Source organism: Acuticoccus sp. I52.16.1 (genome assembly GCF_022865125.1).
Taxonomy (GTDB): Bacteria; Pseudomonadota; Alphaproteobacteria; order Rhizobiales; family Amorphaceae; genus Acuticoccus.
Genome location: NZ_CP094828.1, coordinates 3461352 through 3484271, shown reverse-complemented (window position 1 = coordinate 3484271; position 22920 = coordinate 3461352). Strand labels below are relative to the sequence as shown.

Here is a 22920-nt window from a genome sequence, read left to right as displayed (position 1 = left end):
CCGGAGCGGCCCTTCGTCGGTCAGCGGCCGAGCTTGGCCATGTAGGCCTTGAGCAGCTCGACGCCCTTGGCGGTCAGCTCGTCCTCTTCGGCGTAGGCGGCCCACAGCGCCTCGGCCTTCTTCTGCATCTCGGCCCACTCTTCGGCCGGGATCGTCGTCACCTCGACGCCGGCTTCCTGCATCTTGGCGAGAGCGTCGGCATCGGTCAGGGCGGCGAGCGAGAGGTACTTCAGCGACGACGTCATCGCGGCGTTGTCGATGATGGCCTTGAGGTCGTCGGGGAGCGACTCCCAGAGTTCCAGGTTCATCGCATAGAAGTTGTTCGGCACCGGCATCGGCGAGTTGCTGAGGTAGTACTTGGCCACCTCATGGTAGGAGCTCTTGTAGAGGCCGGCCGGGCTCGACCAGCGCGCCGCGTCGAGGACGCCGGTGGAGAGCGCGGTGTAGATCTCGCTGCCGCCCATGAAGACGGGCGAGGCGCCGAGGGACTCGAACCACTTCGCCTCGAGCCCGAAGGTGCGGATCTTGAGGCCCTCGAAGTCGGCCGCGGAGCGCAGCGGCACCTTGGAGATCACGTCCCAGGACGAGGAGAGCTGCGGGCCGACGTAGTAGACGCCTTCCTTGGCGAACGCCTCGCGGGCGATGTCGATGAAGCCTTCCTCGTAGAAGAAGGTGTGGCGCTCCAGCGGGGTCTGCAACGAGCCGGGGACGCCGGTCTCGAGGTTGGCGATGGGGCCCATCTTGCCGGCGAAGTAGCCGCCGGTGAGCACCGCCATCTCGGCGATGCCGAAGCTGATCGACTCGAGGCCGTCCGGGATCGGGAAGAGCGCGCCGTTGGGGAACAGCTCGATCTCGATGCGCCCGCCGCTCATCTCCTCGACGGAGGCGATGAAGTCCTCGGCGGCGACGAAGCCCGGCTCGCCCGGATTGAGGTTGGACTGCATCTTCCAGCTATAGTCGGCCGCGAATGCCGCGCTCGACAGGCTGGTGGCGGCCACCGCTGCAATCGTGAACTTGAGGATACTACGCGCAATCGTCATGGGGCTTCTCCATTGTTCGGACAGCTGGTCTCACAGTCGACACGAAGCGCCTCCCGCCGATCCCTTGGCGAAGAGAAGACCCGGCGAAGAGAAATTTCGAAAATCGGAATAGATTTTCTTTTATCGGAATGGCATTCACACGCCGGCAAGTCAATGTCGGGCCTAGGTGTCAAGCTCAAAATGTTGCCGAAGTAGGCTGAACGCCGCAATTTTGAGCGTATTTCGCCCGATCTCGAATGAGGGGAGCGGGCGGCGCCTCATACGCCGGCGGTTCCGGTCGGGCGGCGCGGGTCGGCGGCCCCCTCCAGCGCCCCGTCCGGCCGCATCGCGACGGCGCAGACGGCGCCGGCGAGGTGGGTCCAATCGCCCCACATGTCGACCCGGTGGCCCAGCGCCTTGAGGGCCACCAGCTCGGCGGCGGGGATGCGCGACTCGGCCCGCACCAGTCCGGGGTGGCTCTCGTGCGGGGCAAAGCTGTTGGGGAAGCTGTAGGAGGCCACGCGCGGGGCGAGGACGGCCTCCTCGAGGTCCATGCCGTAGATGACGCGGTTCAGCAGCACTTGCGCCATCGCCTGGATCTGCACGTCGCCGCCGGGGGTACCGAGCGGCATCGACCGGCCCTCGGCGTCGACCCAGATGGCGGGGTTGGGGGTCAGCCGCGGGCGCTTTCCGGGGGCGACGGAGCTGGGATGCGCCGGGTCGGCCCAGCTCGCCGAACCGCGCGAGGACGGGACAAGCCCGGTGCCTGGGACCACCGGGCTCTCGTACGAAACGTCCGACGGGGTGGCGGAGATCGCAAGTCCGGACGCGTCGACCACGGCGATGTAGGAGGTGTCGCCCGGCGCGGGCACCGCCTCGGAAACGCGCACCGGCCCCACCGTACCGACGCCGGCGGCCGGCATGTCCGGTGCGGCGCGGCGCGGATCGAAGAGGGCGAGACGCTCGGCCGCGTACTCGGGCGAGAGCAGGCGCGCGACCGGGACGTCGACGAAGGCGGGATCACCGAGGACGGCCTCGCGGTCGGCGAAGGCGAGCTTCACGCACTCGACGACGCGGTGGAAGTAGGTGGCGCTGCCCTGGACGACATCGCTCCAGTCCATCCGGTCGAGGAGCTGCATGACGAGGCCGAGGAACGGCCCCTGGCAGAAGGCGCCGCAGCACAGCACCGTTCCCCCCGCGAACCGCGCCGGCAGCGGCCGCGCCACCTCCGAGCGGTGGCCGGCGAGGTCGGCCGCCGTCAACAGCCCCCCCTCGCGCGCATGGAAATCGACGATCTGGCGGGCGATGTCGCCCTGGTAGAAGGCGGCGCGGGCGGCGGCGAGGCCGGCGCGGCGGTCGCCCGGCGCGGCGCTTTCGCAGTCGGCCATGTTCTGCAATGTAGCGGCGAGGTCGCTCTGGACGAAGCGCTCACCGATCCGGGGCACCCGCCCGCCCGGCAGGTAGATCGCCGCATTGGACGGCCACTTGGCGTACTCCGCCTCGTGCGATGCGATCATGTTGTGCAGCAGCCAATGCACCGCGAACCCCTCGCGGGCGAGGCGGATGGCGGGGGCGGCGACCTCGGCGAAGGTCATGGTGCCGAACCGCGACAGGGCCTCGATCCAGGCGGAGGGCGCGGCCGGAACCACCGTGCGCAGGATACCGAGCGGGATCTCGCCACCATGCTCGCGCATGAAGAGATCGGGCGTCACCGCGGCCGGCCAGGCGCCGAGACCGTCGATCGTGACGGCCGTGCCGTCGGGCTGGCGGATCATGATCGGCGCGACGCCGGCGATGTTGACATAGTCGCTCTGCACCACGCCGAGGGCGAGGCCGCCGGCGACCCCGGCGTCGACCGCGTTGCCGCCGGCCTCCAGCACCTGGTCCGCGGCGCGGGCGGCGAGCGCGTTGCCGGCGGAGACCATGTGGCGGCGACCGATGGCACGATGACCGATGGGCATGTCGTCTCCTCGTCTGGCGGGCGCCGGCGGACCGGCGGACACCGCCGATTGCATGCCATTAGAGCGCGCACCCCGCCCCCGGTAAAGCCGCATGCGAGCGGCGGGCCACTCCGGCGCGCGGCAGCTACCCGGAGAGGCCGGCGACGGCGAGGATCGCGGCGAGGCCGGCCGAGAGGCCGCGCTGGGTCTCCTCCGGCTCCAGCTCGATCCACTCCTCCAGGGTGTGGATGCGCCCGCCACGTCCGCCGCTGCCGAGCTTCACCGCGGGTACGCCCAGGCTCATGGGGATGTTGGCATCCGTCGACGAGGCGCCGAGCCGGGCGGGAAATCCGAAGTGCGTCAGCGCGGCGCGCGAGGCGGCGACGATGGCGGCATCGGGCGCGGTCGCCCCTGCGGGGCGGTCGCCGATCTTGACGGCCTCGGCCGTGACGACGCCGTTCGCGGTCGAGCCGCGGGCGTTCTCCGCCGCGACGGACGCGGCGACGAGGTCGGCGAGCGTGGCGTCGAGCCGAGCCAGCTCGTCGGCCGAGGTGGAGCGCAGGTCGACGTCGAGCCAAACCTCCTCGGGGATCGCGTTGATGGACGTTCCGCCGCCCACCACGCTGGCGCAGAATGTGGTGCGCGGCTCCCGCGGCACCTCGATTGCCGCCATCTTTGCGATCACCGCGCCCAGCGCGTACATCGGGTTCACCGTGCCGAACGCCATCAGGCTGTGCCCGCCGGGCCCGCGGAAGACGATGTGGTAACGCTTGGAGCCGACCGCGGTGACGACGATCTCGTCCATCGACGGAGTGTCGAGCGTGAAGAAGGCGACGATGCGCGCCGCGTCCTCGCGGGCGAACAGGTGGCGGATGCCCCTCAGGTCGCCCCGCCCCTCCTCGCCGACGTCGGCGACGAACAGGATGTCGTGCTCGGTCTCGATCGCGGCGGCGTCCAGCGCGCGCACGAAGGCCAGCATCGCGGCGAGGCCGCTGGTGTCGTCGCCGATGCCGGGCGCCAGCAGCCGCGTCCCCTCGCGCCGCACCGTGACGTCGGTGCCCGCCGGGAACACCGTGTCGAGGTGCGCGGCCACCACCACGGCGGTGCCGTTGCCGCGCCCGCGCCGCAGCCCGGTGACGTTGCCGACCGCGTCGATCGCGACCTCGTCCAGCCCGGCGGCGGTCATCTTCGCCCGCATCGCCTCGGCGCGCCGCTCCTCCATGAAGGGCGGCGCGGGGATCTCGGTCAGCTCAATCAGCTCGGCGACGAGACGGTCGTGATTGCGGCGCAGGTCCGCCCGCGCGGCCTCGAAGGAGGGGTGGGAGAGGACGGTTCGGATTTCGGTCATGGCGGACGCTTCGCAGAGGGGACGCGGGGGGCACGGCCCACAGGGCCTGCCGCCTCTTCTAGCGCGATCGGCCGCACGGGGTGAAATCGTCGCCGGCACGGTGGACGGCGTGCTCGCTGCCCGGCACCGGCCAGGCGGCACGGCCGCGTCCGGCGCACGGACGGGGTCTGAGCGACATTGCGGATTGCAGAAAGTGCCCGCGGCGATGCTCGCCCGCCCGCACGGCCGCACTGGCCGGCGATGGCTGCGCGACGCGGGAGCGCCCGGCGTCGTCGATCGCGCTCCTGCGGGGGCGGGCCTCGGCGGCCGGGGCGACGGGGACCCGCGGCGGTCGCCGGCGAAACCGTTCCTCCAGCAATGTCCGTGCGTTCAACCCTTGCCTCACTGAACATGGGCCGGTGCCGGTGGGCGTCGAGCGAGCAATTCGGCGCAGCGCCCGAATGTTGTGCAGGGGGCGGCGCGGAGGTGGACGGCGGGACACGGCCACACCAGCCGCGTCAATTACCTTCGCGGCAATGCGAAATCCTGCCGCCTCCCAGGCCGACCGCCCCACCGGCCGCCCGGCCCATCGCCCCGTGCGGTGATGCGCATGCGCGCCCTCGTGCGGCGGCGCCGGCTCCTGCATCCGCGCCGGCTCGCCGCGGTGGCCGCGCTCCTGTTGGCGGGCGCGGTCGCGGTCCTCCTGGTCGACATGCTGGAAGGGGTCGCGGCCAAGGACGTCGCCAGTGCGGTACACGCGACCCGCGGGATCGACCTCCTCGCCGCCGGTTTCGCCACCGCCGGCTCCTATGCCGCGCTGATCGGGTTCGAGTGGCTGGCGCTGCGGCAGGCGGGGGCGGCGGTGTCTCCCCGGCTCGCGGTGTTCACCGGGTTCATCAGCTGGGCGTTCACCTTCGTCCTGGGCTTCGGGGTCGTCACCGGCGGGGCGGTGCGCCTGCGCCGCTATGGCCGCGCCGGGCTCACCGCACGCGCCACCATCGCCGTGACCCTCTTCGGCGCGGTGTTCTTCTGGCTGGGCATCGCCGGCCTGGCGGGGATCAGCCTCATCGCCGCGCCGGGGGTACTGACGCCGCTGGTGGGCCTGCCGGCGGAGGCGGGGCTGGCGCTGGGGCTGGGGGTCACGCTCGCGATCGGCGCGTGGATCGCCCGTGGCGGGCGCACGCTGCGGCTGGGCGGGCAGGCGCTCACCCTGCCCACGGCCCGCACCGGGGCTGCCGTCGTCGCCCTCGGCATCGCCGACACCGGGCTCGCCGCGCTGGGGCTGTGGTTCGTACTGCCCGCCGGCAGCGACATGACGTTCCTCGCCTTCCTGCCGATCTTCGCGATGGCGACCGTCGCCGGCGTCCTCAGTCACGCCCCCGGCGGCGTCGGCGCGTTCGAGGCGGTCATCCTGATCTCCGTGCCCGGCGCGCCCTCGGCGCTGCTGGCGGCGCTCCTCGTCTTCCGCCTCGTCTACTACGTCGCGCCGTTCGGTCTGGCGGCGATCGCCTTCGCGGTGGCGGAGCTGGCGCCGCAGCGCAATCGGCTCAGCGCGCTGCCGATGCTGCTCGTCCCGCTGCTGAGACCGCTGGCGCCGCTGGTCCTGTCGACGGCCGTCTTCGGCCTCGGCCTCCTGCTCCTGATCTCGGGCGCCGTCCCGAGCGCGGCTTGGCGCATGTCCGGGATCAGCGCCGTGCTTCCGCTCCCGTTCGTCGAGGCGTCGCACTTCGTCGCCAGCGTCGCGGGGGCGGCGCTGCTCATCGTCGCGTCGGGGCTGAAGCGGCAGATGCGGGCCTCCTGGGTGGCGGCGCTGGCGCTGCTGGCGGCCGAGGCGGTGGTCTCCCTCGCCAAGGGCTTCGACTTCGAGGAGGCCGCGGCCTGCGTCGTCCTCATGGTGGCGCTGATCGCGGCCCGCGGCGCGTTCGACCGGGGCGGCAGCGCGCTGCAAGCGGTGAGCGTGCGGCGCATCGCCGGCATCGCGGCGGCGATCGCGCTGTCCATCGCCGTCGGCCTCGTCGCCCGGGGCGATGTCGACTGGGAGGGCACCCACTGGTGGGAGTTCGCCGTCCAGTCCGACGCGCCGCGGTTCCTGCGGGCGAGCGTCGGCGCGTCGGTCGTGCTGGCGCTGCTGCTGCTGTGGCGCGCGACGCACATCGCGATCCCCAACGGGGCGGAGGCGCCCTGCGCGGGGCGCATCGCCGCTGCGGTCGCCGGCGCGCCGGACCCGAACGCCAACCTCGCCTTCCTCGGCGACAAGCGCTTCCTGTTCGACGAGGACGGCGGCTTCATCATGTACCAGGTGCAGCGCGGCACCTACCTGGCGATGGGTGACCCGGTGACCCGCTGCCGTGCCGCCACCGCGCGCCTCGTCTGGCGCTTCCGCGAGCTGGCGCACCGCAACGGCGGCGTTCCGGCCTTCTACCAGGTGAGCGCGGCCACGCTGCCGGTCTACATCGAGGCCGGCTTCGCCTTCGCCAAGCTGGGCGAGGAGGCGGTGGTCGACCTCGCCGCCTTCACCATGAGCGGCTCGCGCGCCACGCGCTTCCGCCAGATGACGGCGCGTGCCGAACGGGCGGACCTCACCTTCGAGATCGTCCCGGCGGGCGAGGTCGCCCCGCTCGCCGCGGCGCTGCGGCCGATCTCGGACGCGTGGCTGGAACGACAGGCGGGGCGCGAGAAGGGCTTCTCCGTCGGCTTCTGGTCCGAGGCCTATCTCGCCCGGTTCGACCATGCTCTGGTGCGCCACGCGGGCACGCCTGTCGCCTTCGCGACGCTGTGGCGCTGCGGGCGGGGTGAGGACGTCACCATCGACCTGATGCGCCACGGCCCGGACCTGCCGAACGGGACGATGGACTTCCTCTTCGTGGCACTGATCAACGCGTTGAAGGCGGAAGGGGTGGCGCGGCTCAGCCTCGGCATGGCGCCGCTGGCAGGCCTCGCCGAGCACCGCCTGGCACCGGCATGGAGCCGCGTCGGCGCCACCGTCTACCGCCGGGGCGGCGCCTTCTACAACTTCAGCGGCCTGCGCGACTACAAGGCGAAGTTCAAGCCCGAGTGGCGCCCGCGCTACCTCGCCCACACGGGGGCCCGCTCGGTCGCCCGCGTCATGATCGACGCGACGTGGATCGTCTCGCGCGGCCCCCGCGGCCTGGAGGGCGAGGACACCGCCGAAGACCGGACCGCCGAGGATCGTGCCGCCGAGGGTCGCGCCGCCTGACCCCGCCGGGGCCGGGCCGCTCGCGCCCCGCCGTCCGCCGTCCCCCTGCTCGAGGCCGCCGCGGTGTCACCTCTCCACCCGAGCCGCGCCTCTCCCTGCCCCCTGCGGGCGTGGCAGATAGCGCGCTCGTCGCCTTGCCGCCCGGGCCTGCGGAATTCGCGTTGCCGCGTGCATGCCGAGCCGCGCGAGCCGGCGGCGTCAGGCGGCCCCCTGCCCGGCCCAGCGTCCCCCTGCCCGGCCCAAAGATCGGCCCGACCGAGCCGCACCGACGACCCCGGCGCAAGCCGCCGTGCCGTTACGGGTCGATCCGCGACCGCGCCGGCCCGTGTGTGATGACGGGCGGCATAAAAAAAGCGGACCGCCGGGGGGCGGTCCGCTTGTGGCGCGGAGGGTGGGCCGCGTCAGGCGGCGTGGCGGATCACGGTGAGGAATTTGCTTGCGCGGGCGGAGAGTTCGCGGCCGGTCTCGTCGAGCTGGCTCGTCACCCGGCTCACTTCGGCGACCACTTCGCCGGTGCGCTCGGACTCCTTGTTGACCGCCTGCGACAGGGTCTTCACCCGGCCGGCGGAGCTGGCGACGTCGACCACCGTCCGGGCGATGTCCTGCGTCGTCGCCTGCTGCTGGTTCACCGCCGCGGCCACCGCCGTCGACACCTCGTCGACGTTGCGGATCGCCTCCTGGACATGATCCATCGCCGCGATCAGCGTGCGGCCGGCGGCGTTGAAGCGGTCCACCTCGCCGGAGATCTCGGACGTCGCCTTGGCCGAGCGGTCGGCGAGCGACTTCACCTCGCTCGCCACGACCGCGAAGCCGAGCCCCGCTTCGCCCGCCCGCGAGGCTTCGATCGTGGCGTTGAGGGCGAGCAGGTTGGTCTGCTCGGCGATCGCGGCGATCAGGCTGACCGCCTCGGTGATGCGCTTGCCGGCGACGTCGAGCGCGGCCGCCGTCTCCGCCGCGCCGCGTGTGGTGGACGCGGCGTCGCTCGCCAACTCCGCGTTCTTGGCGATGCGCACGGCCACCTCCGAGAAGGAGTTGTTCAGTTCCTCGACGGCGGCGGCGACGGTATGGATCGCGTCGGCGGCCTCCATGGCGACGGTCGCCGCCTCGCCGGAGTCCTTGGTGCCGGACGCGGCCGCGTTTTCCAGCGCGCCGGTGCGCTCCTTCAACACCTCCAGCGCGCTGCGCACGGTGTCCATCAGGCCGGCGACGTCGGTCTCGAACTGTGTCGCCGTGCGCTCGCGCTGCGTCACCACCTCGATCGACACGTACGCGCCCGCGAAGGCCGACTGGCGGTCGCGCACCGCACCGAGGCGGAAGACGATCACCTCGTCGCCGTAGCGTGCGGTCATCGGCTTGGGCGTGGCCCCCTTGGCGAGCGCGGCGACGTCGAGTTTGCGGCCGGCGGGGTGAATCTCGCCGAGCGTTCGGCCGACCGGATCGGCCGGCACCGCGGCATCCTTGGCGGCGAGCTGCTTGAGGAGCTCGCGCGCGGAGGCGTTGGCGTAGTTGATCGTCAACGCCTTGTCGGCCTCGGTGGTGATCACCGGCTCGTCGAGCTGCTCGATGATCTGCGCGCGCTGCGCCGCGGTCTCGGCGACCTCGGCCAGCACGATGAGCGCGCCCTGCATCTCGCCGATCTCGTCCTTGCGCGTCTGCTCGACGTCGACGTGGACGCCCTTGGCGATGGCGGCCATGTCGTCCGCCGCGCGGCGCAGCGGCCGCAGCTGATTCCAGCCGAAGAAGGCCGACAGAGCCAGCCCGGCGAGGGTGACGAATATGGCGATCGCGCCCAGCTCCCAGGCGAACGAGGAGATCTCGCTCAGCACCACCTCGTCGTTCACGCCCACATAGAGGATACCGGCGACGCCCTGCGCGGTCTGCGGGATGGCGGGATCGCTGGCGAAGATCGGCTGATAGAGCGTGCGGTAGGACTTGCCCAGGATGACGGCGCTGCCGAGGAAGGCGTTGCCGCTCATGATCGGCGGCGTGGCGGCGCTGCCCGCCCCCAGCACGGTGCCCACCGCCCGCTCGCCGTTGTCCTTGATGATGTTGGTGGTGCGGCGCACGAAGTCGTTCTGCGCGGGATCGTAGGCGAAGATCGTCGCCGTCTCGCCGGTGATGGTACCGACGCGATCGATGTAGGTGTGGTCGGCCGTCTCGGCGGTGGCGAAGTCGGGCCACTGGGCGATCGACAGGCGCGTGACGTTGCCGTCGCGGTCCATCTCGATGGCGACGCCCTCGGCGAAGAATTCCAGCTCGTGGGCGGCGAGGCGCAGGTTCTGGCTCTGGCTCTGGAGAAGGCGGTTGCCGACGTTGTGCTCCATCGTGAGCACGGCGAAGGCCATCAGGCCCATCGCCAGCGACAGCATCACGATGACGTTGAGGGTGCTCAGTTTCACCCAGACCGGTAAGCGCGAGATCAAGCGATCGACTCCTCTAGCCTTCAATCCAAACCCGCTCGCCCAGAGTGCTGGTGAGCCGCGAGGGTGGTGGCAGAGGACGCTGGGCCGGAGCTTGCCGCACGCACGCGCGCCGGCCGGAGGAGGCTGGGGTGTGGCTTTACCGCCCGGTTCCTGCGCTCAGAGCGCGCCGGTGGGCCGCGGGCCGAAGCCCGGCGCGCCCGCCATCACGGCGAAGAGGCCCATCATGTTGAGCGCCATCGTCGCCGCAGCCAGCGCCGTGATCTCCGACACGTCGTAGGCGGGCGAGACCTCCACCACGTCCATGCCGACGAACGGCACGCCGGCGAGGCCGGTCAGGATGCGCTCGGCGGTGTTGGGGGTCATGCCGCCGCACACCGGGGTGCCGGTGCCGGGGGCGAAGGCGGGGTCGAGAACGTCGATGTCGAAGGTCAGGTAGCTGGGGCCGGGGCCGGCGATCTGGCGGATACGCTCGGCGACGGCGGCGGGCGGATGGTCGGCGACGGCGTCGGCGTCGATGGTGGTGAGGCCGAAGGTCTCCTCGTTGCCGGAGCGGATGCCGACCTGGACCGAGCGCGCCGGGTCGATGATCCCCTCCTCGACGGCGCGGAAGAACATGGTGCCGTGATCGATGCGCGGGCCGGTGTCGCGCCAGGTGTCGCTATGGGAATCGAACTGCACGAGGCCGAGCGGGCCGTGCCGCGCGGCGTGCGCCCTGAGGATCGGGTAGGTGATGAAGTGATCGCCGCCGAGGGTGAAGAGCTTGGCGCCGGTGGCGATGATCTCGGCCGCGCGCGCCTCCAGGGTGGCGGCGAAGGCGGGGAGATCGCCGATGTCGTAGGTGAGGTCGCCGGTGTCGACCACGTCGAGGTGGGCGAAGGGGTCGTCGGTCCAGCGCCAGGGTCCGCCGGGCCAGGCGACGGCCGACGAGGCCGTGCGCACCGCGCGCGGACCGAAGCGGGTGCCAGGCCGGTTGGTCACGGCCTGGTCGAACGGGACGCCCAGCACCGCGACGTCGGCACCGGAAGGATCGCGCGCGTAGCGGCGGCGGAACAGGCTGGTGGCCCCGCCGAACCAGTTCTCGAGGCCCATGCCATAGGCGCCCCCGGTGAAGGCGCGGTCGGTGGTGTCGGTCACGGGAAGCTCCGGGCATTCTCGGTCGGTCGGCGACGTCCTTCTAACGCGAGGACGTCGCCCGCCGTGTCAAGCGTCCGGGTCCGTGCGACGGGCCGCGGCGGCATCGCCGGACGGGGATCGCGGCGTGGCCGGCGCCGCTGTCCTCGACCTTGCCGGGGGCGGCGGCCTCAGTCGGCGGGACGGACGGCGGCGGCCATGGTGGCACCGTAGTAGCGCGGGTTTCCCGTCACCTCGCGGCCGAGCCAGGCCGCGACCGGCAGCGGCGCGTCGGGCCGGGACAGCTCGACCTCGGCCATCACCAGGGCCGGATCGGGGGTGACGAACTCGTCGACCTCGACGTCGATCCCGCCGACGGGGACGACGTGGCGGCGCTTCTCGATGGTGAGGCCGGTGGCAAGGCTCATCAGCGCCTCGGCCTTTCCGAGCGGGATCTTGAACTCCACCTCGGTGCGCGCCAGCGTCATGGCGGCGCTCTTGACCGTGAGCGTCGCCTCACTGTCGTTCTTGATGCGCACGCGGATGCTGAGCGTCTCGGTGTTGGCGATATAGGCCTGGCGCAGTGCCATCGTCTCGCGCACCGCGTCGCGCCAGGTGTCCCCCACCACCATGAACTTGCGCTCGATCTCGGTGCCGGCGACCGGGGCGCCCGGATCCGCCGGCTCCTCCTCGGACGCGGCCCCGGCGTCACCCTCGCCGGAGATCTCGGCCGGAGCGGAGACGCCGCGGCGCCACACCCGCCACAGCATTTCGATCCGCTCGGCGACCGCCTTGGGCTCGTCCGCGAACGCGCGCTGGGCGAGGGCCAGCGCCTCGGCCTGCACGGCGGCGCGGTGCTGCACCGCCAGCGCGATCACGTCGGCGGTCAGCTCCGGCGCCAGCGGGCCGGCCCGCAGCGTCTCGACGAAGAGGGCGAGGTCGCGCTCGTCGCCCAGGAGGTCGCCGAGGTAGGAGAGTTCGTCGGCGACGGCCTTCATCGGTCCGGGCCACACCTCGCGCAGCAGGCGGATGTGGGTGGTGTGGTACTTCACCTGTTTGCGCAACTCGTGAAGACGGTCCGGCGTCGGCTTCTTCAGCGCCGCCTCGAGCGCCTTGGTGGCGTCCTTGGCGACGCGGCCGGCCCCCTCGGCCACCACGTCGGCGGCCTTGCCGTCGACCTTCCAGGTGGCGATCTCGTCGAGCAGCGCGGCGAGGGCGGAACGGAACTCGGCCATGGCGTCACCGAACGCGGCGTCGTCGACATGGGCGGCGCGGCGCGCGTCGACGAGGTGGGCGCGCACCGTAGCGCTCGCCGCGCGGTCGAGCCGGTCGGGGAAGGCCTTGGCGAGCTTGTCGTAGGTCTCGACCATGACGGCGGTGTCGCGCACGCCCGACAGCGGGCGCGCCGCATCGCGCAGCGCGGCGTTCTTGGCGCCGTAGCCCCGCAGACCCGGACGCACCAGGCGGATGAGGCCGCGCACCTTCTTGCACCGCTTGCGCACGCTGTGGACGGCCTCGGCTGGATCGGTGGTCGCGGCGGCCTCCTCCAGGGCGCGGCGGATCTGCGAACGCGCAACGCGGCGGACACCGTCCTGCAGCGAAGCGTCGGCGGACTTGAATTGGAACGACATGGTTGGACCTTTGCCCAGGCGTACTGATTGCGCCCAGCAGTGTCACAACTCATTGTCATTGACTAGGTGGCGAGGGCGGCGCCGGCGCGGTGGTGTGCGCCGATGTCGCCCGGTCAGCCGGCGACTTCTGGGGCGGCGATGGCGCGGCGCGAGCGGGCGCGGGTCACCAACTCGCGCTGCACCAGGGCGACGACGAAGACCGCGGTGAGCACCAGGATGATCGTCGGTGCGGGGGCGCTGTCGAGGAAGAAGCTGGCGTAGGTGCCGGCGACCATGGCGGCGATCGTGACCGCGACGGCGACCACCAGCATCCGGCCGAAGCTTCGCACCAGGAGGAAGGCGATCGCCCCGGGCGCGATCAGCAGCCCCACCGCGAGGATGATGCCCACCGAGGACAGCGTCGCGACGATGGTCAGCGAGAGGATCGCCAGGAGCCCGTAGTGCAGGAGGCCCGTGTCGAGGCCGCACGCCTGCGCTTGCGCTGGGTCGAACGCGTGCAGCAGCAGGTCCTTCCACTTCAGCAGCAGGGCGAGCGAGACGGCGAGCGAGATCGCGCCCGCCGTCAGGAGATCGGCCCGACCGACGCCCAGCATGTTGCCGAAGAGCACATGGTCGAGGTGCTCGTCGGAGGTGATCGAGGTGTAGAGGACGATGCCGGCGCCGAACATGCCCGAGAAGACCACGCCCATGACGGTGTCACGCTTCACGCGGCTGTTGTGGGAGAGGTAGCCGGTGGCGAGCGCGCACGTCATCCCCGCCGCGAAGGCGCCGATGATGAGGGGAATGTTGAGGATCCACGCCAGCACCACCCCCGGCAGGACGGCGTGGCTGACCGCGTCCCCCATCAGCGCCCAGCCCTTGAGGACGAGGAAACAGGACAGCAGCGCGCAGGGGATCGCAACGATGACCGCGATCAGAAAGGCGTTCTGCATGAACGGGAACTGGAACGGCATCGCGAGGTCGGCGAGGGTCACGGGCGGCTCTCCGCGACCACGGGCGCCGCGGGCGCCGGCGCGGGGCGCTCCGGCTCCAGTGCCGCGGCGGCCTTGCGGCGGGCGGCGAGCAGGCCGTGCTTGGGCGCGCCGAGGAAAACCGCGAGGAACACCAGCGTCTGAAGCGAGACGATGATGCCGCCGGTCGCCCCGTTCAGGAAGTAGCTGGCATAGGCGCCGACGAAACTCGTCACCGCGCCGATCGTGACCGACACCACGATGAGCCGCGGGAAGCGATCGCACAGGAGGTAGGCGGTGGCGCCCGGCGTCACCACCATGGCGATGACCAGGAAGGCACCCACCGTCTGCATGGCGGCGACGGTGGCAGCCGAGAGGAGGACGAAGAAGACCCCCTTGAGAAGGCCCGGCCGCAGGCCGATGGAGCGGGCGTGGTTCTCGTCGAAGAAGACGACCATGAGGTCCTTCCACTTCAATAGGAGAACCGCCAGCGAGACGGCGCCGATGACGACGAGTTGCAGGGTGTCCTCCGGCGTGATCGCCAGGATGTTGCCCATGGTGATGGTCTGGATCGAGACCGCCATCGGGTTGAGCGACACCATGAAGAGGCCGAGCCCGAAGAAGGCGGTGAAGATGAGGCCGATGATGGTGTCGACCTTGAGGCCGGAGCGGTTGGACAGGAAGAGCATCGCCGTCGCCGCCAGCCCACCCGCCAGGAAGGCGCCGATGGCGAACGGCAGGCCCAGGATGTACGCCCCGGCGACGCCCGGCACCACGGAGTGCGAGAGCGCGTCGCCGATGAGCGACCAGCCCTTGAGCATCAGGTAGGCCGACAGGAAGGCACAGACCCCGCCGACCATCGCCGAGACCCACATGGCGTTCGTCATGTAGCCGTAGGAGAAGGGCTCGGCGAGCGTGGCGAGGAAGGCCATCAGGCGCCCTCCTCCGGGTTGGCGCGCTGGGCGCAGTCGCCGTAGTGGACCACGGGGCGCTCGTCGTCGGTGATGATGGAGATCTCGCGCGGGTCGTCGTCGTCGTGCAGCATCTGGCCGGACAGGGTGAAGTGCCGCAGGACGCCGCCGAACGCGCGCTCCAGGTTCTCGCGGGTGAAGGTCGTCTCGGTCGGCCCGTAGGCGAGGACGGTGCCTTTGACGAAGACGGTCCGGTCGCAGAACTCGGGCACGGAGCCGAGGTTGTGGGTGGAGACCAGCATCACCCGGCCCTCGGCGCGCAGCTCGCGCAGGAGGGCGACGATCTGGTCCTCGGTCTTCACGTCGACGCCGGTGAACGGCTCGTCGAGCAGGATCACCTGGCCGTCCTGGGCGAGGGCGCGGGCGAGGAAGACGCGCTTGCGCTGCCCGCCGGACAGCTCGCCGATCTGCCGGTGGCGGAAGTCGGCCATGTTGACGCGGTCGAGCGCGGTGGCGACGGCCGCGTGGTCGGCCCGCGACGGGCGGCGCAGGAAGCCCATCTTGCCGTAGCGCCCCATCATGACGACGTCCTCGACCAGCACCGGGAACGACCAGTCGACCTCCTCGGACTGCGGGACGTAGGCGACGAGGTTGAGGCGCAGCGCGTCGCGCACGGTGCGGCCCAGGAGGCGGATCTCGCCTTGGGCGGCGGGGACGAACCCCATGATGGACTTGAAGAGGGTCGACTTGCCGGCGCCGTTCACCCCTACCAGCGCGGCGATGCTGCCGCGCGGCACCTCGAAGGTCGCGTGGGTCAGCGCGGTGTGGCCGTTGCGGTAGGTGACGGTGACGTCGCGCGCGACGATGCCGGCTTCGTCGGCCGTCGCCTCCGCCGGACCGCCGGCCATGCCGTGCCCGCCGGGCGCCGGCGCGTGACGTGTCACCTTCGGCTGGTCGAGCACGCTGGGTTTCCTCTCTGGCATCGGCCGCACCGGGGGACGGCGGCGGCGGTGCGCTCTCGGGGTGTCATGGCCTGGCCGCGGTGAGACCGTCGACGATGGTCTCGGACGTCACGCGCAGGAGGTCGAGGTAGGTGGGCACCGGTCCATCGGCCGTCGATAACGAGTCTACGTAGAGGACGCCGCCGTATCGGCTACCCGTCTCCCGCGCGACCTGCTCGGCAGGTGCAGTATTGACCGTGCTTTCGCAAAAGACCACGGGGATCTCGTGTTCGCGCACCCCGTCGATCACCGCGCGGACCTGCTGCGGGGTGCCGATCTGATCGGCGTTGATCGGCCAGAGGTAGAGCTCCTGGAGGCCGAAGTCACGCGCCAGGTAGCTAAACGCGCCCTCGCAGGTGACGAGCCAGCGTTTGTCCTCGGGCACCGCCGCCAGCGCGTCGCGCAGGGGGGTGAGGGTGGCGCTGATCTCGTCCTTGTAGGCGGCGGCGTTGGCTTCGTAGGTGGCGGCGTTGTCCGGGTCCTGAGCGACGAAGGCGTCGCGGATATTATCCACATAGTGGAGAGCGTTCGCGAGGCCCATCCAGGCGTGCGGATTGGCCCGCCCCTCGTAGGAACCCGCGGCGATGGGGATCGGCTCGATCCCGTCCGACAGCGTGACCGACGGCACGTCGCCGAGATTGGCGAGGAACTGCTCGAACCAGCGCTCGAGGTTGAGGCCGTTCCACAGGATCAGGTCGGCGTCCGAGGCGCCGACGATATCACGCGGGGTGGGCTGGTAGCCGTGGATCTCGGCGCCGGGCTTGGTGATGGAGACGACGTCGGCCGCATCCCCGGCGACGTTCCGGGCCATGTCGGCGAGGACGGTGAAGGTCGTGACGACCTTCATCCGGTCGGCCGCGGCGGCGGGTCCGGCCATCGCGACGATCACCCCGGCCGCAGCCAGCCACCGCGCACAATCGTGCATCATAGCACCCCTTGTTGCCCCGCCAATTGTTATTGAGAACCAGTCGCATCGGTCAAGTCGTTTGAATTGGACCAAGGTGCGGCTTTGTGCGCCGCACCGCGATCGCGGGCACGGGGGTGCGATGTGGGGCACGCGGGGCACGCCGTGGCGACGGGTCGCCGGGGCCGGCGGGCGAGCGGCGCGGATGGCGTCAGAGGGCGGCGACACCGCCGATGACGAGCATCGCCGACAGGAGGCCGAGCATCGCAAAGACGACGCGGCGGAAGAGCGTCGCCGTCATGCGGGAGGCGAACTTGTCGCCCAGCCACATCCCCGCCCCGGCCGCCAGCAGCGAGAGCGCGCCGAGGGCGGCATATTCGCGCGTCATCGTCCCCTCCACCACCAGCGCCGCGATCTGGATGGTCGAGAACATCAGGAACATCGAGGAGATGGAGCCGACGAAGGCCGCCCGTTCCAGCCGCAGCGCCTGCAGGAAGGTGATGCTGACCACGCTGGAGATGCCGACCGCCCCCTGCAACAACCCGGTGAGGAGGCCCACGGGGCCGCCCAGAACGCGGCTCTGCGCCGGTGTGATGACGAGCGGCGGCATGAGGAGCTGGATCGCGAGGTAGGCCAGCACCGCGCCGCCCAGCCCGATCTGCAGCAGCGCCACCGGCGCGCTGACGAGGACCGTGGTGCCGAGGACCACGCCGACACCCCCGGCGACGAGGAAGGCCGCGAGGTAGCGCTGACGAAACACGTCGGCCCGGAATTTCACCACCTGCCGGGCGTTGGTCGCGACGATCGGGATCGACACGATGGCCACCGCCGCCGGCACGCCGAGGTAGATCGACAGCACCGGCGTCGCCAGCAGCGGCAGACCGATGCCGATCGCCCCCTTCATGACCGAGCCGACGAAGATCGTGCTGAGGACGAGGAAGATCGTCATCGCCGCCGCGCCGGACGAAGCCCCACGGAGCGAGGGTGCGCGACGGGTGTCAGCGGGGCCCGAGCGGTCTGGCCGAGGCGGCGGTCAGCTGACCGGCTGTGAAGCGGGGCATTGATCGAACCCGCGGTCAATCTCGTCGACACGGAACTTGATGCGCGAGGTTTCCTCGACGAAGACGCGCTTGCCCTCCTCCATCTGCACGTGGAAGCAGGAGCGAGACGTCGTCTGCATGCGGGGATAGGTGAAGCAGGTGCGGCCCGATTCCTCGATCTCGACGAACCCGGTCGAGATGTGCCCCTCCAGGTTGTAGACCGTATCCCCGCTGGGCGCGACGCACTCATACCAGCGCTCGTTGGTCTCGACCAAAACGCCGGACATCTTGGCCCCAAGCATGAATTCCCGGATTTGCCGTGCGCTGAGCTGCTCTTCTGCGCCAGCCGACGACACCAACCCGACAGTTACCAAAACAACGCTGAAAAGTAATCGTGCTATCATTGGCGGACTCCACCAAATACTCGAGGGCACCCGGTACCATACAGCGGGCCCCCTCACAACGCGGCAGACGGCGGCAACGATCCCGCATGCCCGTCATCGTCCGACAAACAGTCATCGCGCCGGCCGTGCGCCGGAGGCGAGCGTCGTCATCGCACACCCTGTGCCTTGTGGAGCGCCTCCCACACCCGTGACGGGGTCGCCGGCATGTCGAACGAGGGGACGCCGCGCTGGGCGAGCGCGTCGTTGACGGCGTTGAGCCCGGCCGCGACGGCGCCGACCGAACCCGCCTCGCCGACGCCCTTGACCTTGAGCGGGTTGAGCGCCGTCTCGACCGCGCAGAAGGCGGTGCGCACGGTGGGCATGTCGTCGGCGCGGGGGACGGAATAGTCCATCAGGCTGGCCGACAGGAGCTGCCCGTCGCCGGGAGAATAGACCACGTCCTCCTGCAGGATCTGTCCGAGGCCCTGCACCACGCCGCCGTGGATCTGGCCCGAGGCGAGCTGCGGGTTCAGCACCCGGCCGATGTCCTCGACCGCGCTGTAGCCGACGATGCGGGTCTCGCCGGTGTCCGGGTCGACCTCCACCTCGCAGACGTGGAAGCCGTTGGGGAAGGTCGCCTCCTGCGGCTGGAAGGCGCCGTTGCCGGCAAGCCGCTCGCCCGCCGCCGCCGCGTCCGCACCCAGCTGGGCGAGGCTCACCGTGCGGTCGGTCCCGACGACGCGGAAGCTGCCGGCCTCGTACTCGACGTCGACCTCGGCGACCTCCAGCCTATCGGCGGCCTTCTTCGTGGCCTTCTCGATGAGGTCGCGCGCGGCCTCCAGGGCGGCCGAGCCGCACGAGATCATCGCCGAGGAGCCGCCCATGCCCTTGCCCTTGGGCACGTCGTCGGTATCCCCCTGGACGTAGCGGAAGTCGCCCGGCGACAGGCCGAGCGCGCCGGCGGCGAGGTCGATCATCGCCGTCTCCAGCCCCTGCCCGGCGCTGAAGGCTCCGCCGGTGAGGACGATGCGCCCGTCCTCCCCAACGATCACGTCCGAATAGTCGGGCGAGGTGCGCCCGTAGGGACCGCCGGCGGCCTCGATGCACATGGCGACGCCGAGACCGCGCAGCTTGCCGCGCGCCTCGGACTGGCGGCGCCGCTCGGGGAAGCCGGCGAGGTCGGCGAAGTCGGCGCCCTCGGCGAGCACGGTGGGGAAGTCGCCGCAGTCGTAGTTGAAGATGAAGGGCGACACCCAGGGCATCTCGCCCGGCTGGATGAGGTTGCGCCGGCGCAATTCCACCGGGTCGATGCCGAGCTCGCGCGCCGCCTTGTCGACCGCACGCTCGATGGCGAGCGTCGCCTCCGGCCGCCCCGCCCCCCGATAGGCCGAGACGGGCGCGGTGTGGGTCAGAACCCCGGTGACGGTCGCGGCGATGACCGGCGTGCGGTAGACGCCGGCGATGCCGCCGATGTTGAAGAGCGGCGGCTGCGAGCGGCCGGTGGCATAGGCGCCGAGGTTGGCCTCCATGTCGACCGCAAGGCCGGTGAAGACGCCGTCCGCGTCGAGCCCCAGGGTGATGTGCATGAGGATGTCGCGGCCGGCCTCGTCGGTGAGGAAGTCCTCGGTCCGGTCGGCGACCCAGCGCGCGGCGACGCCCAGCTTGCGCGCGGCGTAGAGGACGAGCATCTCCTCACGCATCGGCCCCATCTTCATGCCGAACGAGCCGCCGACGTCGGCGGCGACCACGCGGATATCCTCGGGCGCCAGGCCGAAGGCGCCCGCCAGCGTGCCGCGGAAGGCCTGCGGGGCCTGGTGGCTGACGTACATCGCCCAGCGCTCGCCCTCCGGCCGGGCCATGGCGTTGCGCGGCTCCATCGCCATCGGCGCGACGCGGGTGACGTGGGTGGTGAGCGTCACCCGGTGCGCGGCGGCGGCGATGGCGGCGTCGGCGGCCGCCCGGTCGCCGTGCGCCCACACGAAGCCGACGTTGCCGGGGCGCGTCTCGAACACCAGCGGGGCGCCGTCGGCGCGCGCGTCGGGGATCGTCGTCACCGCGGCCTCGTCGGCATAGGTGACGTCGACCGCTTCGGCCGCGTCCATCGCCGCCATGCGCGAGGCGGCGACCACCATCGCCACCGGCTCGCCGACGAAGCGCACCCGGTCGCCCACCAGGAGGGGCCGCTCGACCGCGCCCCACACCGTGCCGTCCGGACCGGTGACGTTGAGCGGTGCCTGCACGGGTTTCACCCCGTCCGCGGCGAGGTCCGCCGCCGTCAGCACCGCGGACACGCCCGGCATCGCCGCCGCGGCCGCGACGTCGACCGCCGCGATCCGCGCCGACGCCAGCGGAGCACGCACGAAGACGACGTGCAGCGCGGCGGGCTCGGCGATGTCTGCGGTGTAACGGCCGCGGCCGGTGATGAAGCGCACATCCTCGATGCGCCCGGTACGATCTGCCATGGATGATGCCTCGTCTGACGGACGGGGGGCCCCGCCCGGTATCGCTGGGGCGACCTTACATCAGCGACTGGGTGTCGCCATCGATCGAGATCGCCTGTCCCGAGATGGTACGCCCGCGCTCCGAAGCGAGGAAGAGCATCTGATCGGCCATCTGCCGCGCGGTGACGAAGGTACGCAGCGAGTTCATCGCCAGTGCCTGCGCCTCGATCTCCTTGGCGGCGACGTTCTTCGCCCGCGCCTTGCCCTCGAACACGCGCTGGATGCGCGGGCCGGCGACGAGGCCCGGCAGGATCGCGTTGCAGCGGATGCCGAACGGCCCCAGCTCCACCGCCAGCGACTTGGTGAAGCCGACGACGCCCCACTTGGCCGCCGCATAGGGCGTGCGCAGGCCGAAGCCGAACTTGCCCGCCGCCGACGACAGATTGACGATCAGCGCGTTGGACGACTGCTTGAGGTGCGGCACCGCGAGGCGCGTGCAGTTGAACTGCCCCGTGAGGCAGACCTCGACGGTGCGGTCCCAGTCCGTCGGCTCGATCTCGTCGACATAGGCCGTCGGCCCGGCGATGCCGGCGTTGTTGATGAGCACGTCGAGCCCGCCGAGCGCGCCCAGCGCATCGCGGAAGAGCGCATCGACGGCGTCGCGATTTGCGACGTCGCACACGCTCTGCGTCAACTCGGGGTCGCTCGCGGCGACCTCGGCGAGGGCGGCGGTGTCGACGTCGCAGATGTGGACCTTCGCCCCCTCCTCACGGAACGCCCGCGCGGTCTCGAGGCCGATGCCGGCCGCGCCCGCCGTCACCAGCACGCGCAAGTCCTTCAATCCAAGCTCCATGGTGTTCTCCCGTCTTGTTGTTGTTCAGGGGGCGAGCCGCCCGGTCGAGGCGATCAGCGCCGCCGTCGTCTCGATATCCTTGGCGATCGCGGCGCGGGCCGCAGCGCCGTCGCGCCGGCGCACCGCCTCGATACAGCGGGCGTGCTGCGCCTCCGCACCGCCGATGGCGAGCCGCTGCGTGGAAAGGCGCAGGTCGAGGTTGAGGACCGGGCCGATCTTCAGCCACAGCCCGGTGATGATCGGCAGCAAGGTCGGCAGGTCCGCCGCCGCGTAGAGCGCGAAGTGGAAGTCGCGGTTGGCGCTCAACGCGGCCACCCGGTCGGGATGGTCGACGCTGCATTCGTGGCGGAAGGCGGCGTCGTGCGCGCTCAGCGTGGCGAGGTCGCCGGCGCGGTGGTTGAAGGCCGCCTGCTCGGCGGCGAACCCCTCGATCGCGACGCGCACGGTGGTCAGCTCGCAGAACATGTCGCGCGTCATCACCGGGACCGAGACCGCCTTGTTGGGCGAGACCTCCAGCGCGCCGTCGGCGACGAGGCGCGAGACCGCCTCGCGCACCGGCATGACGGAGGTGCCGAGCCCGTCGGCGATGTGGCGCAGCGAGATCTTCTCGCCCGGCGCCAGCTCTCCGCCGACCAGCCGGTTCGACAGCGCCTCGTAGACCTGCGTGCCGAGGGTGACTTTGCGACAGGCCGGGGAGTTGCGATCGACGACGGCGACCTCGGTCATGGAACGCTCTCGACAAACGGGGGCATCTCGTCCAGCGTAAGTGTGATCACAGACCGCGGCAAGCGGCAGTTGCGCCGTGTCGACAACGTTGTCTACCGGGCGTTGAACGAGGGAGTTTCTATGAAGGTCGCGATCGTCGGCGCAGGGCTCATCGGACGGGCCTGGGCGATGGTGTTTGCGCGGGGCGGCTGGGACGTCGCCGTTTACGACCTGGTGGACGGCGCCGCCGACGCCTGCGTCGCCGAGTGTGCCCACGGCCTCGCCACCCTCGCCGAACACGGGCTGTGCGACGACCCGGAGGCCGCGCTCGGCCGCCTCGTCGCCGTCGCCACCCTGGGCGAGGCGCTGGAGGGCGCGGCCTACGTGCAGGAGAGCGGCCCGGAGCGGCTGGAGGTCAAGCTCGACCTCTTCGCCGAACTCGACCGGCTGGCCGGCGCCGACACCATCCTCGCCTCGTCCACCTCCGCGCTGCAATGCTCGCTCTTCACCGAGGCGCTGCCGGGCCGTGCGCGCTGCCTCGTCGCGCATCCGGTGAACCCACCCCACCTCGCCCCGGTGGTGGAGCTGTCGGGCGCGCCGTGGACGGACGAGGCGGTGGTCGCCAAGACACGCGCCATGTTCGAGGCGCTGGGGCAGAAGCCGATCACCGTGAAGAAGGAGGTGGACGGCTTCATCCTCAACCGCCTGCAGGCCGCCCTCGTGACCGAGGCCTTCAGGCTCGTCGGCGAGGGGTATGTCAGCCCCGAGGATCTCGACAAGACGATCACCGACGGGCTGGGCCTGCGGTGGTCCTTCATCGGCCCCTTCCAGGTCGGCGAGTTGAACGCCCCTGCGGGCCTCGCCGACTATATCGAGCGCTACAGCCCGTTCTTCCGCCGCGTCGCCGAGACGAGCGACCCGGACGCCGCGCTCGGCGTCGACAATCTCGCCCGCTGTGTCGAAGCGTGGGGGTCGGCGCCCTCGGTCGAGCGGGTCGCCGAGATGAGCCGCTGGCGCGACAAGCGCCTCGCCGCGCTGGCGGCCCACAAGAAATCGCAAGAGTAG

Annotated in this window: 17 protein-coding genes; 2 read left to right on the top strand and 15 right to left on the bottom strand. The window is 71.3% G+C overall.

The genetic code is table 11. The features are described from left to right. Nucleotides 1-20: 20 nt before the first annotated feature. The 3 genes from dctP to MRB58_RS15680 form a co-directional block, all read right to left on the bottom strand. The gene (gene dctP, locus MRB58_RS15690) at nucleotides 21-1040 is read right to left on the bottom strand and encodes a TRAP transporter substrate-binding protein DctP (protein ID WP_244778057.1); all 1020 of its coding nucleotides are present in this window, start codon (nucleotides 1038-1040) and stop codon (nucleotides 21-23) included. Between the two features lie 257 nt (nucleotides 1041-1297). Further along, complete coding sequence (locus MRB58_RS15685; RefSeq protein WP_244778056.1) at nucleotides 1298-2980, bottom strand: gamma-glutamyltransferase family protein; 1683 nt, start codon at nucleotides 2978-2980, stop codon at nucleotides 1298-1300. 124 nt (nucleotides 2981-3104) lie between these two features. Continuing rightward, the gene (locus MRB58_RS15680; protein ID WP_244778055.1) at nucleotides 3105-4307 is read right to left on the bottom strand and encodes a M20/M25/M40 family metallo-hydrolase; all 1203 of its coding nucleotides are present in this window, start codon (nucleotides 4305-4307) and stop codon (nucleotides 3105-3107) included. A gap of 589 nt (nucleotides 4308-4896) precedes the next feature. On the opposite strand from MRB58_RS15680, the gene mprF reads away from it, so the two are divergent. Further along, on the top strand, nucleotides 4897-7503 hold the full coding sequence (mprF, locus tag MRB58_RS15675; RefSeq protein ID WP_244778054.1) for a bifunctional lysylphosphatidylglycerol flippase/synthetase MprF: 2607 nt from the start codon (nucleotides 4897-4899) through the stop codon (nucleotides 7501-7503). A gap of 401 nt (nucleotides 7504-7904) precedes the next feature. On the opposite strand, the gene MRB58_RS15670 is transcribed toward mprF, so the two are convergent. The 12 genes from MRB58_RS15670 to MRB58_RS15615 form a co-directional block, all read right to left on the bottom strand. Beyond that, on the bottom strand, nucleotides 7905-9926 hold the full coding sequence (locus MRB58_RS15670; RefSeq protein ID WP_244778053.1) for a methyl-accepting chemotaxis protein: 2022 nt from the start codon (nucleotides 9924-9926) through the stop codon (nucleotides 7905-7907). A gap of 156 nt (nucleotides 9927-10082) precedes the next feature. Then, nucleotides 10083-11060: an agmatinase gene (speB, locus tag MRB58_RS15665; protein ID WP_244778052.1), complete on the bottom strand. Its 978-nt coding sequence runs from the start codon at nucleotides 11058-11060 to the stop codon at nucleotides 10083-10085. 167 nt (nucleotides 11061-11227) lie between these two features. After that, nucleotides 11228-12667 carry a CHAD domain-containing protein gene (locus tag MRB58_RS15660; RefSeq protein ID WP_244778051.1) on the bottom strand — a complete coding sequence of 480 codons (1440 nt, stop codon included), beginning with the start codon at nucleotides 12665-12667 and terminating at the stop codon, nucleotides 11228-11230. Nucleotides 12668-12780: 113 nt separating this feature from the next. Next, nucleotides 12781-13620 (bottom strand): metal ABC transporter permease, encoded by an 840-nt coding sequence (locus tag MRB58_RS15655; RefSeq protein WP_244782007.1) that lies wholly within the window; start codon nucleotides 13618-13620, stop codon nucleotides 12781-12783. A 17-nt stretch (nucleotides 13621-13637) separates the two neighbouring features. Next, nucleotides 13638-14549, bottom strand: a complete 912-nt coding sequence (locus MRB58_RS15650) for a metal ABC transporter permease (protein ID WP_244778050.1) — start codon at nucleotides 14547-14549, stop codon at nucleotides 13638-13640. Continuing rightward, complete coding sequence (locus tag MRB58_RS15645) at nucleotides 14549-15436, bottom strand: manganese/iron ABC transporter ATP-binding protein (protein ID WP_244782006.1); 888 nt, start codon at nucleotides 15434-15436, stop codon at nucleotides 14549-14551. Before MRB58_RS15645 ends, MRB58_RS15650 begins: the two co-directional genes overlap by 1 nt. 118 nt (nucleotides 15437-15554) lie before the next feature. Continuing rightward, entirely contained in the window at nucleotides 15555-16454 is a 900-nt protein-coding gene (locus MRB58_RS15640; RefSeq protein ID WP_244782005.1) for a metal ABC transporter substrate-binding protein, read from the bottom strand. A 190-nt stretch (nucleotides 16455-16644) separates the two neighbouring features. Then, entirely contained in the window at nucleotides 16645-17382 is a 738-nt protein-coding gene (locus MRB58_RS15635) for a sulfite exporter TauE/SafE family protein (protein WP_244778049.1), read from the bottom strand. A gap of 84 nt (nucleotides 17383-17466) precedes the next feature. Continuing rightward, nucleotides 17467-17775 (bottom strand): hypothetical protein, encoded by a 309-nt coding sequence (locus MRB58_RS15630; protein WP_244778048.1) that lies wholly within the window; start codon nucleotides 17773-17775, stop codon nucleotides 17467-17469. A 248-nt stretch (nucleotides 17776-18023) separates the two neighbouring features. Further along, the gene (locus MRB58_RS15625) at nucleotides 18024-20318 is read right to left on the bottom strand and encodes a xanthine dehydrogenase family protein molybdopterin-binding subunit (protein ID WP_244778047.1); all 2295 of its coding nucleotides are present in this window, start codon (nucleotides 20316-20318) and stop codon (nucleotides 18024-18026) included. A gap of 55 nt (nucleotides 20319-20373) precedes the next feature. Beyond that, nucleotides 20374-21150 carry an SDR family oxidoreductase gene (locus MRB58_RS15620; protein WP_244778046.1) on the bottom strand — a complete coding sequence of 259 codons (777 nt, stop codon included), beginning with the start codon at nucleotides 21148-21150 and terminating at the stop codon, nucleotides 20374-20376. A 24-nt stretch (nucleotides 21151-21174) separates the two neighbouring features. Then, nucleotides 21175-21876 (bottom strand): GntR family transcriptional regulator, encoded by a 702-nt coding sequence (locus tag MRB58_RS15615; RefSeq protein ID WP_244778045.1) that lies wholly within the window; start codon nucleotides 21874-21876, stop codon nucleotides 21175-21177. A gap of 120 nt (nucleotides 21877-21996) precedes the next feature. Here MRB58_RS15615 and MRB58_RS15610 point away from each other — a divergent pair, with 120 nt between their 5' ends. Continuing rightward, the gene (locus MRB58_RS15610) at nucleotides 21997-22920 is read left to right on the top strand and encodes a 3-hydroxyacyl-CoA dehydrogenase (protein WP_244778044.1); all 924 of its coding nucleotides are present in this window, start codon (nucleotides 21997-21999) and stop codon (nucleotides 22918-22920) included.

What these genes read in the sequence shown, in the direction of transcription:
- MRB58_RS15615 (WP_244778045.1), bottom strand. Translation starts at nt 21,876, where the DNA reads ATGACCGAGGTCGCCGTCGTCGATCGCAACTCCCCGGCCTGTCGCAAA.
- MRB58_RS15645 (WP_244782006.1), bottom strand. Translation starts at nt 15,436, where the DNA reads ATGGCCGGCGGTCCGGCGGAGGCGACGGCCGACGAAGCCGGCATCGTC.
- dctP (WP_244778057.1), bottom strand. Translation starts at nt 1,040, where the DNA reads ATGACGATTGCGCGTAGTATCCTCAAGTTCACGATTGCAGCGGTGGCC.
- MRB58_RS15680 (WP_244778055.1), bottom strand. Translation starts at nt 4,307, where the DNA reads ATGACCGAAATCCGAACCGTCCTCTCCCACCCCTCCTTCGAGGCCGCG.
- MRB58_RS15635 (WP_244778049.1), bottom strand. Translation starts at nt 17,382, where the DNA reads ATGACGATCTTCCTCGTCCTCAGCACGATCTTCGTCGGCTCGGTCATG.
- MRB58_RS15625 (WP_244778047.1), bottom strand. Translation starts at nt 20,318, where the DNA reads ATGGCAGATCGTACCGGGCGCATCGAGGATGTGCGCTTCATCACCGGC.
- MRB58_RS15620 (WP_244778046.1), bottom strand. Translation starts at nt 21,150, where the DNA reads ATGGAGCTTGGATTGAAGGACTTGCGCGTGCTGGTGACGGCGGGCGCG.
- MRB58_RS15660 (WP_244778051.1), bottom strand. Translation starts at nt 12,667, where the DNA reads ATGTCGTTCCAATTCAAGTCCGCCGACGCTTCGCTGCAGGACGGTGTC.
- MRB58_RS15640 (WP_244782005.1), bottom strand. Translation starts at nt 16,454, where the DNA reads ATGCACGATTGTGCGCGGTGGCTGGCTGCGGCCGGGGTGATCGTCGCG.
- MRB58_RS15655 (WP_244782007.1), bottom strand. Translation starts at nt 13,620, where the DNA reads ATGCCGTTCCAGTTCCCGTTCATGCAGAACGCCTTTCTGATCGCGGTC.
- MRB58_RS15610 (WP_244778044.1), top strand. Translation starts at nt 21,997, where the DNA reads ATGAAGGTCGCGATCGTCGGCGCAGGGCTCATCGGACGGGCCTGGGCG.
- MRB58_RS15650 (WP_244778050.1), bottom strand. Translation starts at nt 14,549, where the DNA reads ATGGCCTTCCTCGCCACGCTCGCCGAGCCCTTCTCCTACGGCTACATG.
- MRB58_RS15685 (WP_244778056.1), bottom strand. Translation starts at nt 2,980, where the DNA reads ATGCCCATCGGTCATCGTGCCATCGGTCGCCGCCACATGGTCTCCGCC.
- mprF (WP_244778054.1), top strand. Translation starts at nt 4,897, where the DNA reads ATGCGCGCCCTCGTGCGGCGGCGCCGGCTCCTGCATCCGCGCCGGCTC.
- MRB58_RS15630 (WP_244778048.1), bottom strand. Translation starts at nt 17,775, where the DNA reads ATGCTTGGGGCCAAGATGTCCGGCGTTTTGGTCGAGACCAACGAGCGC.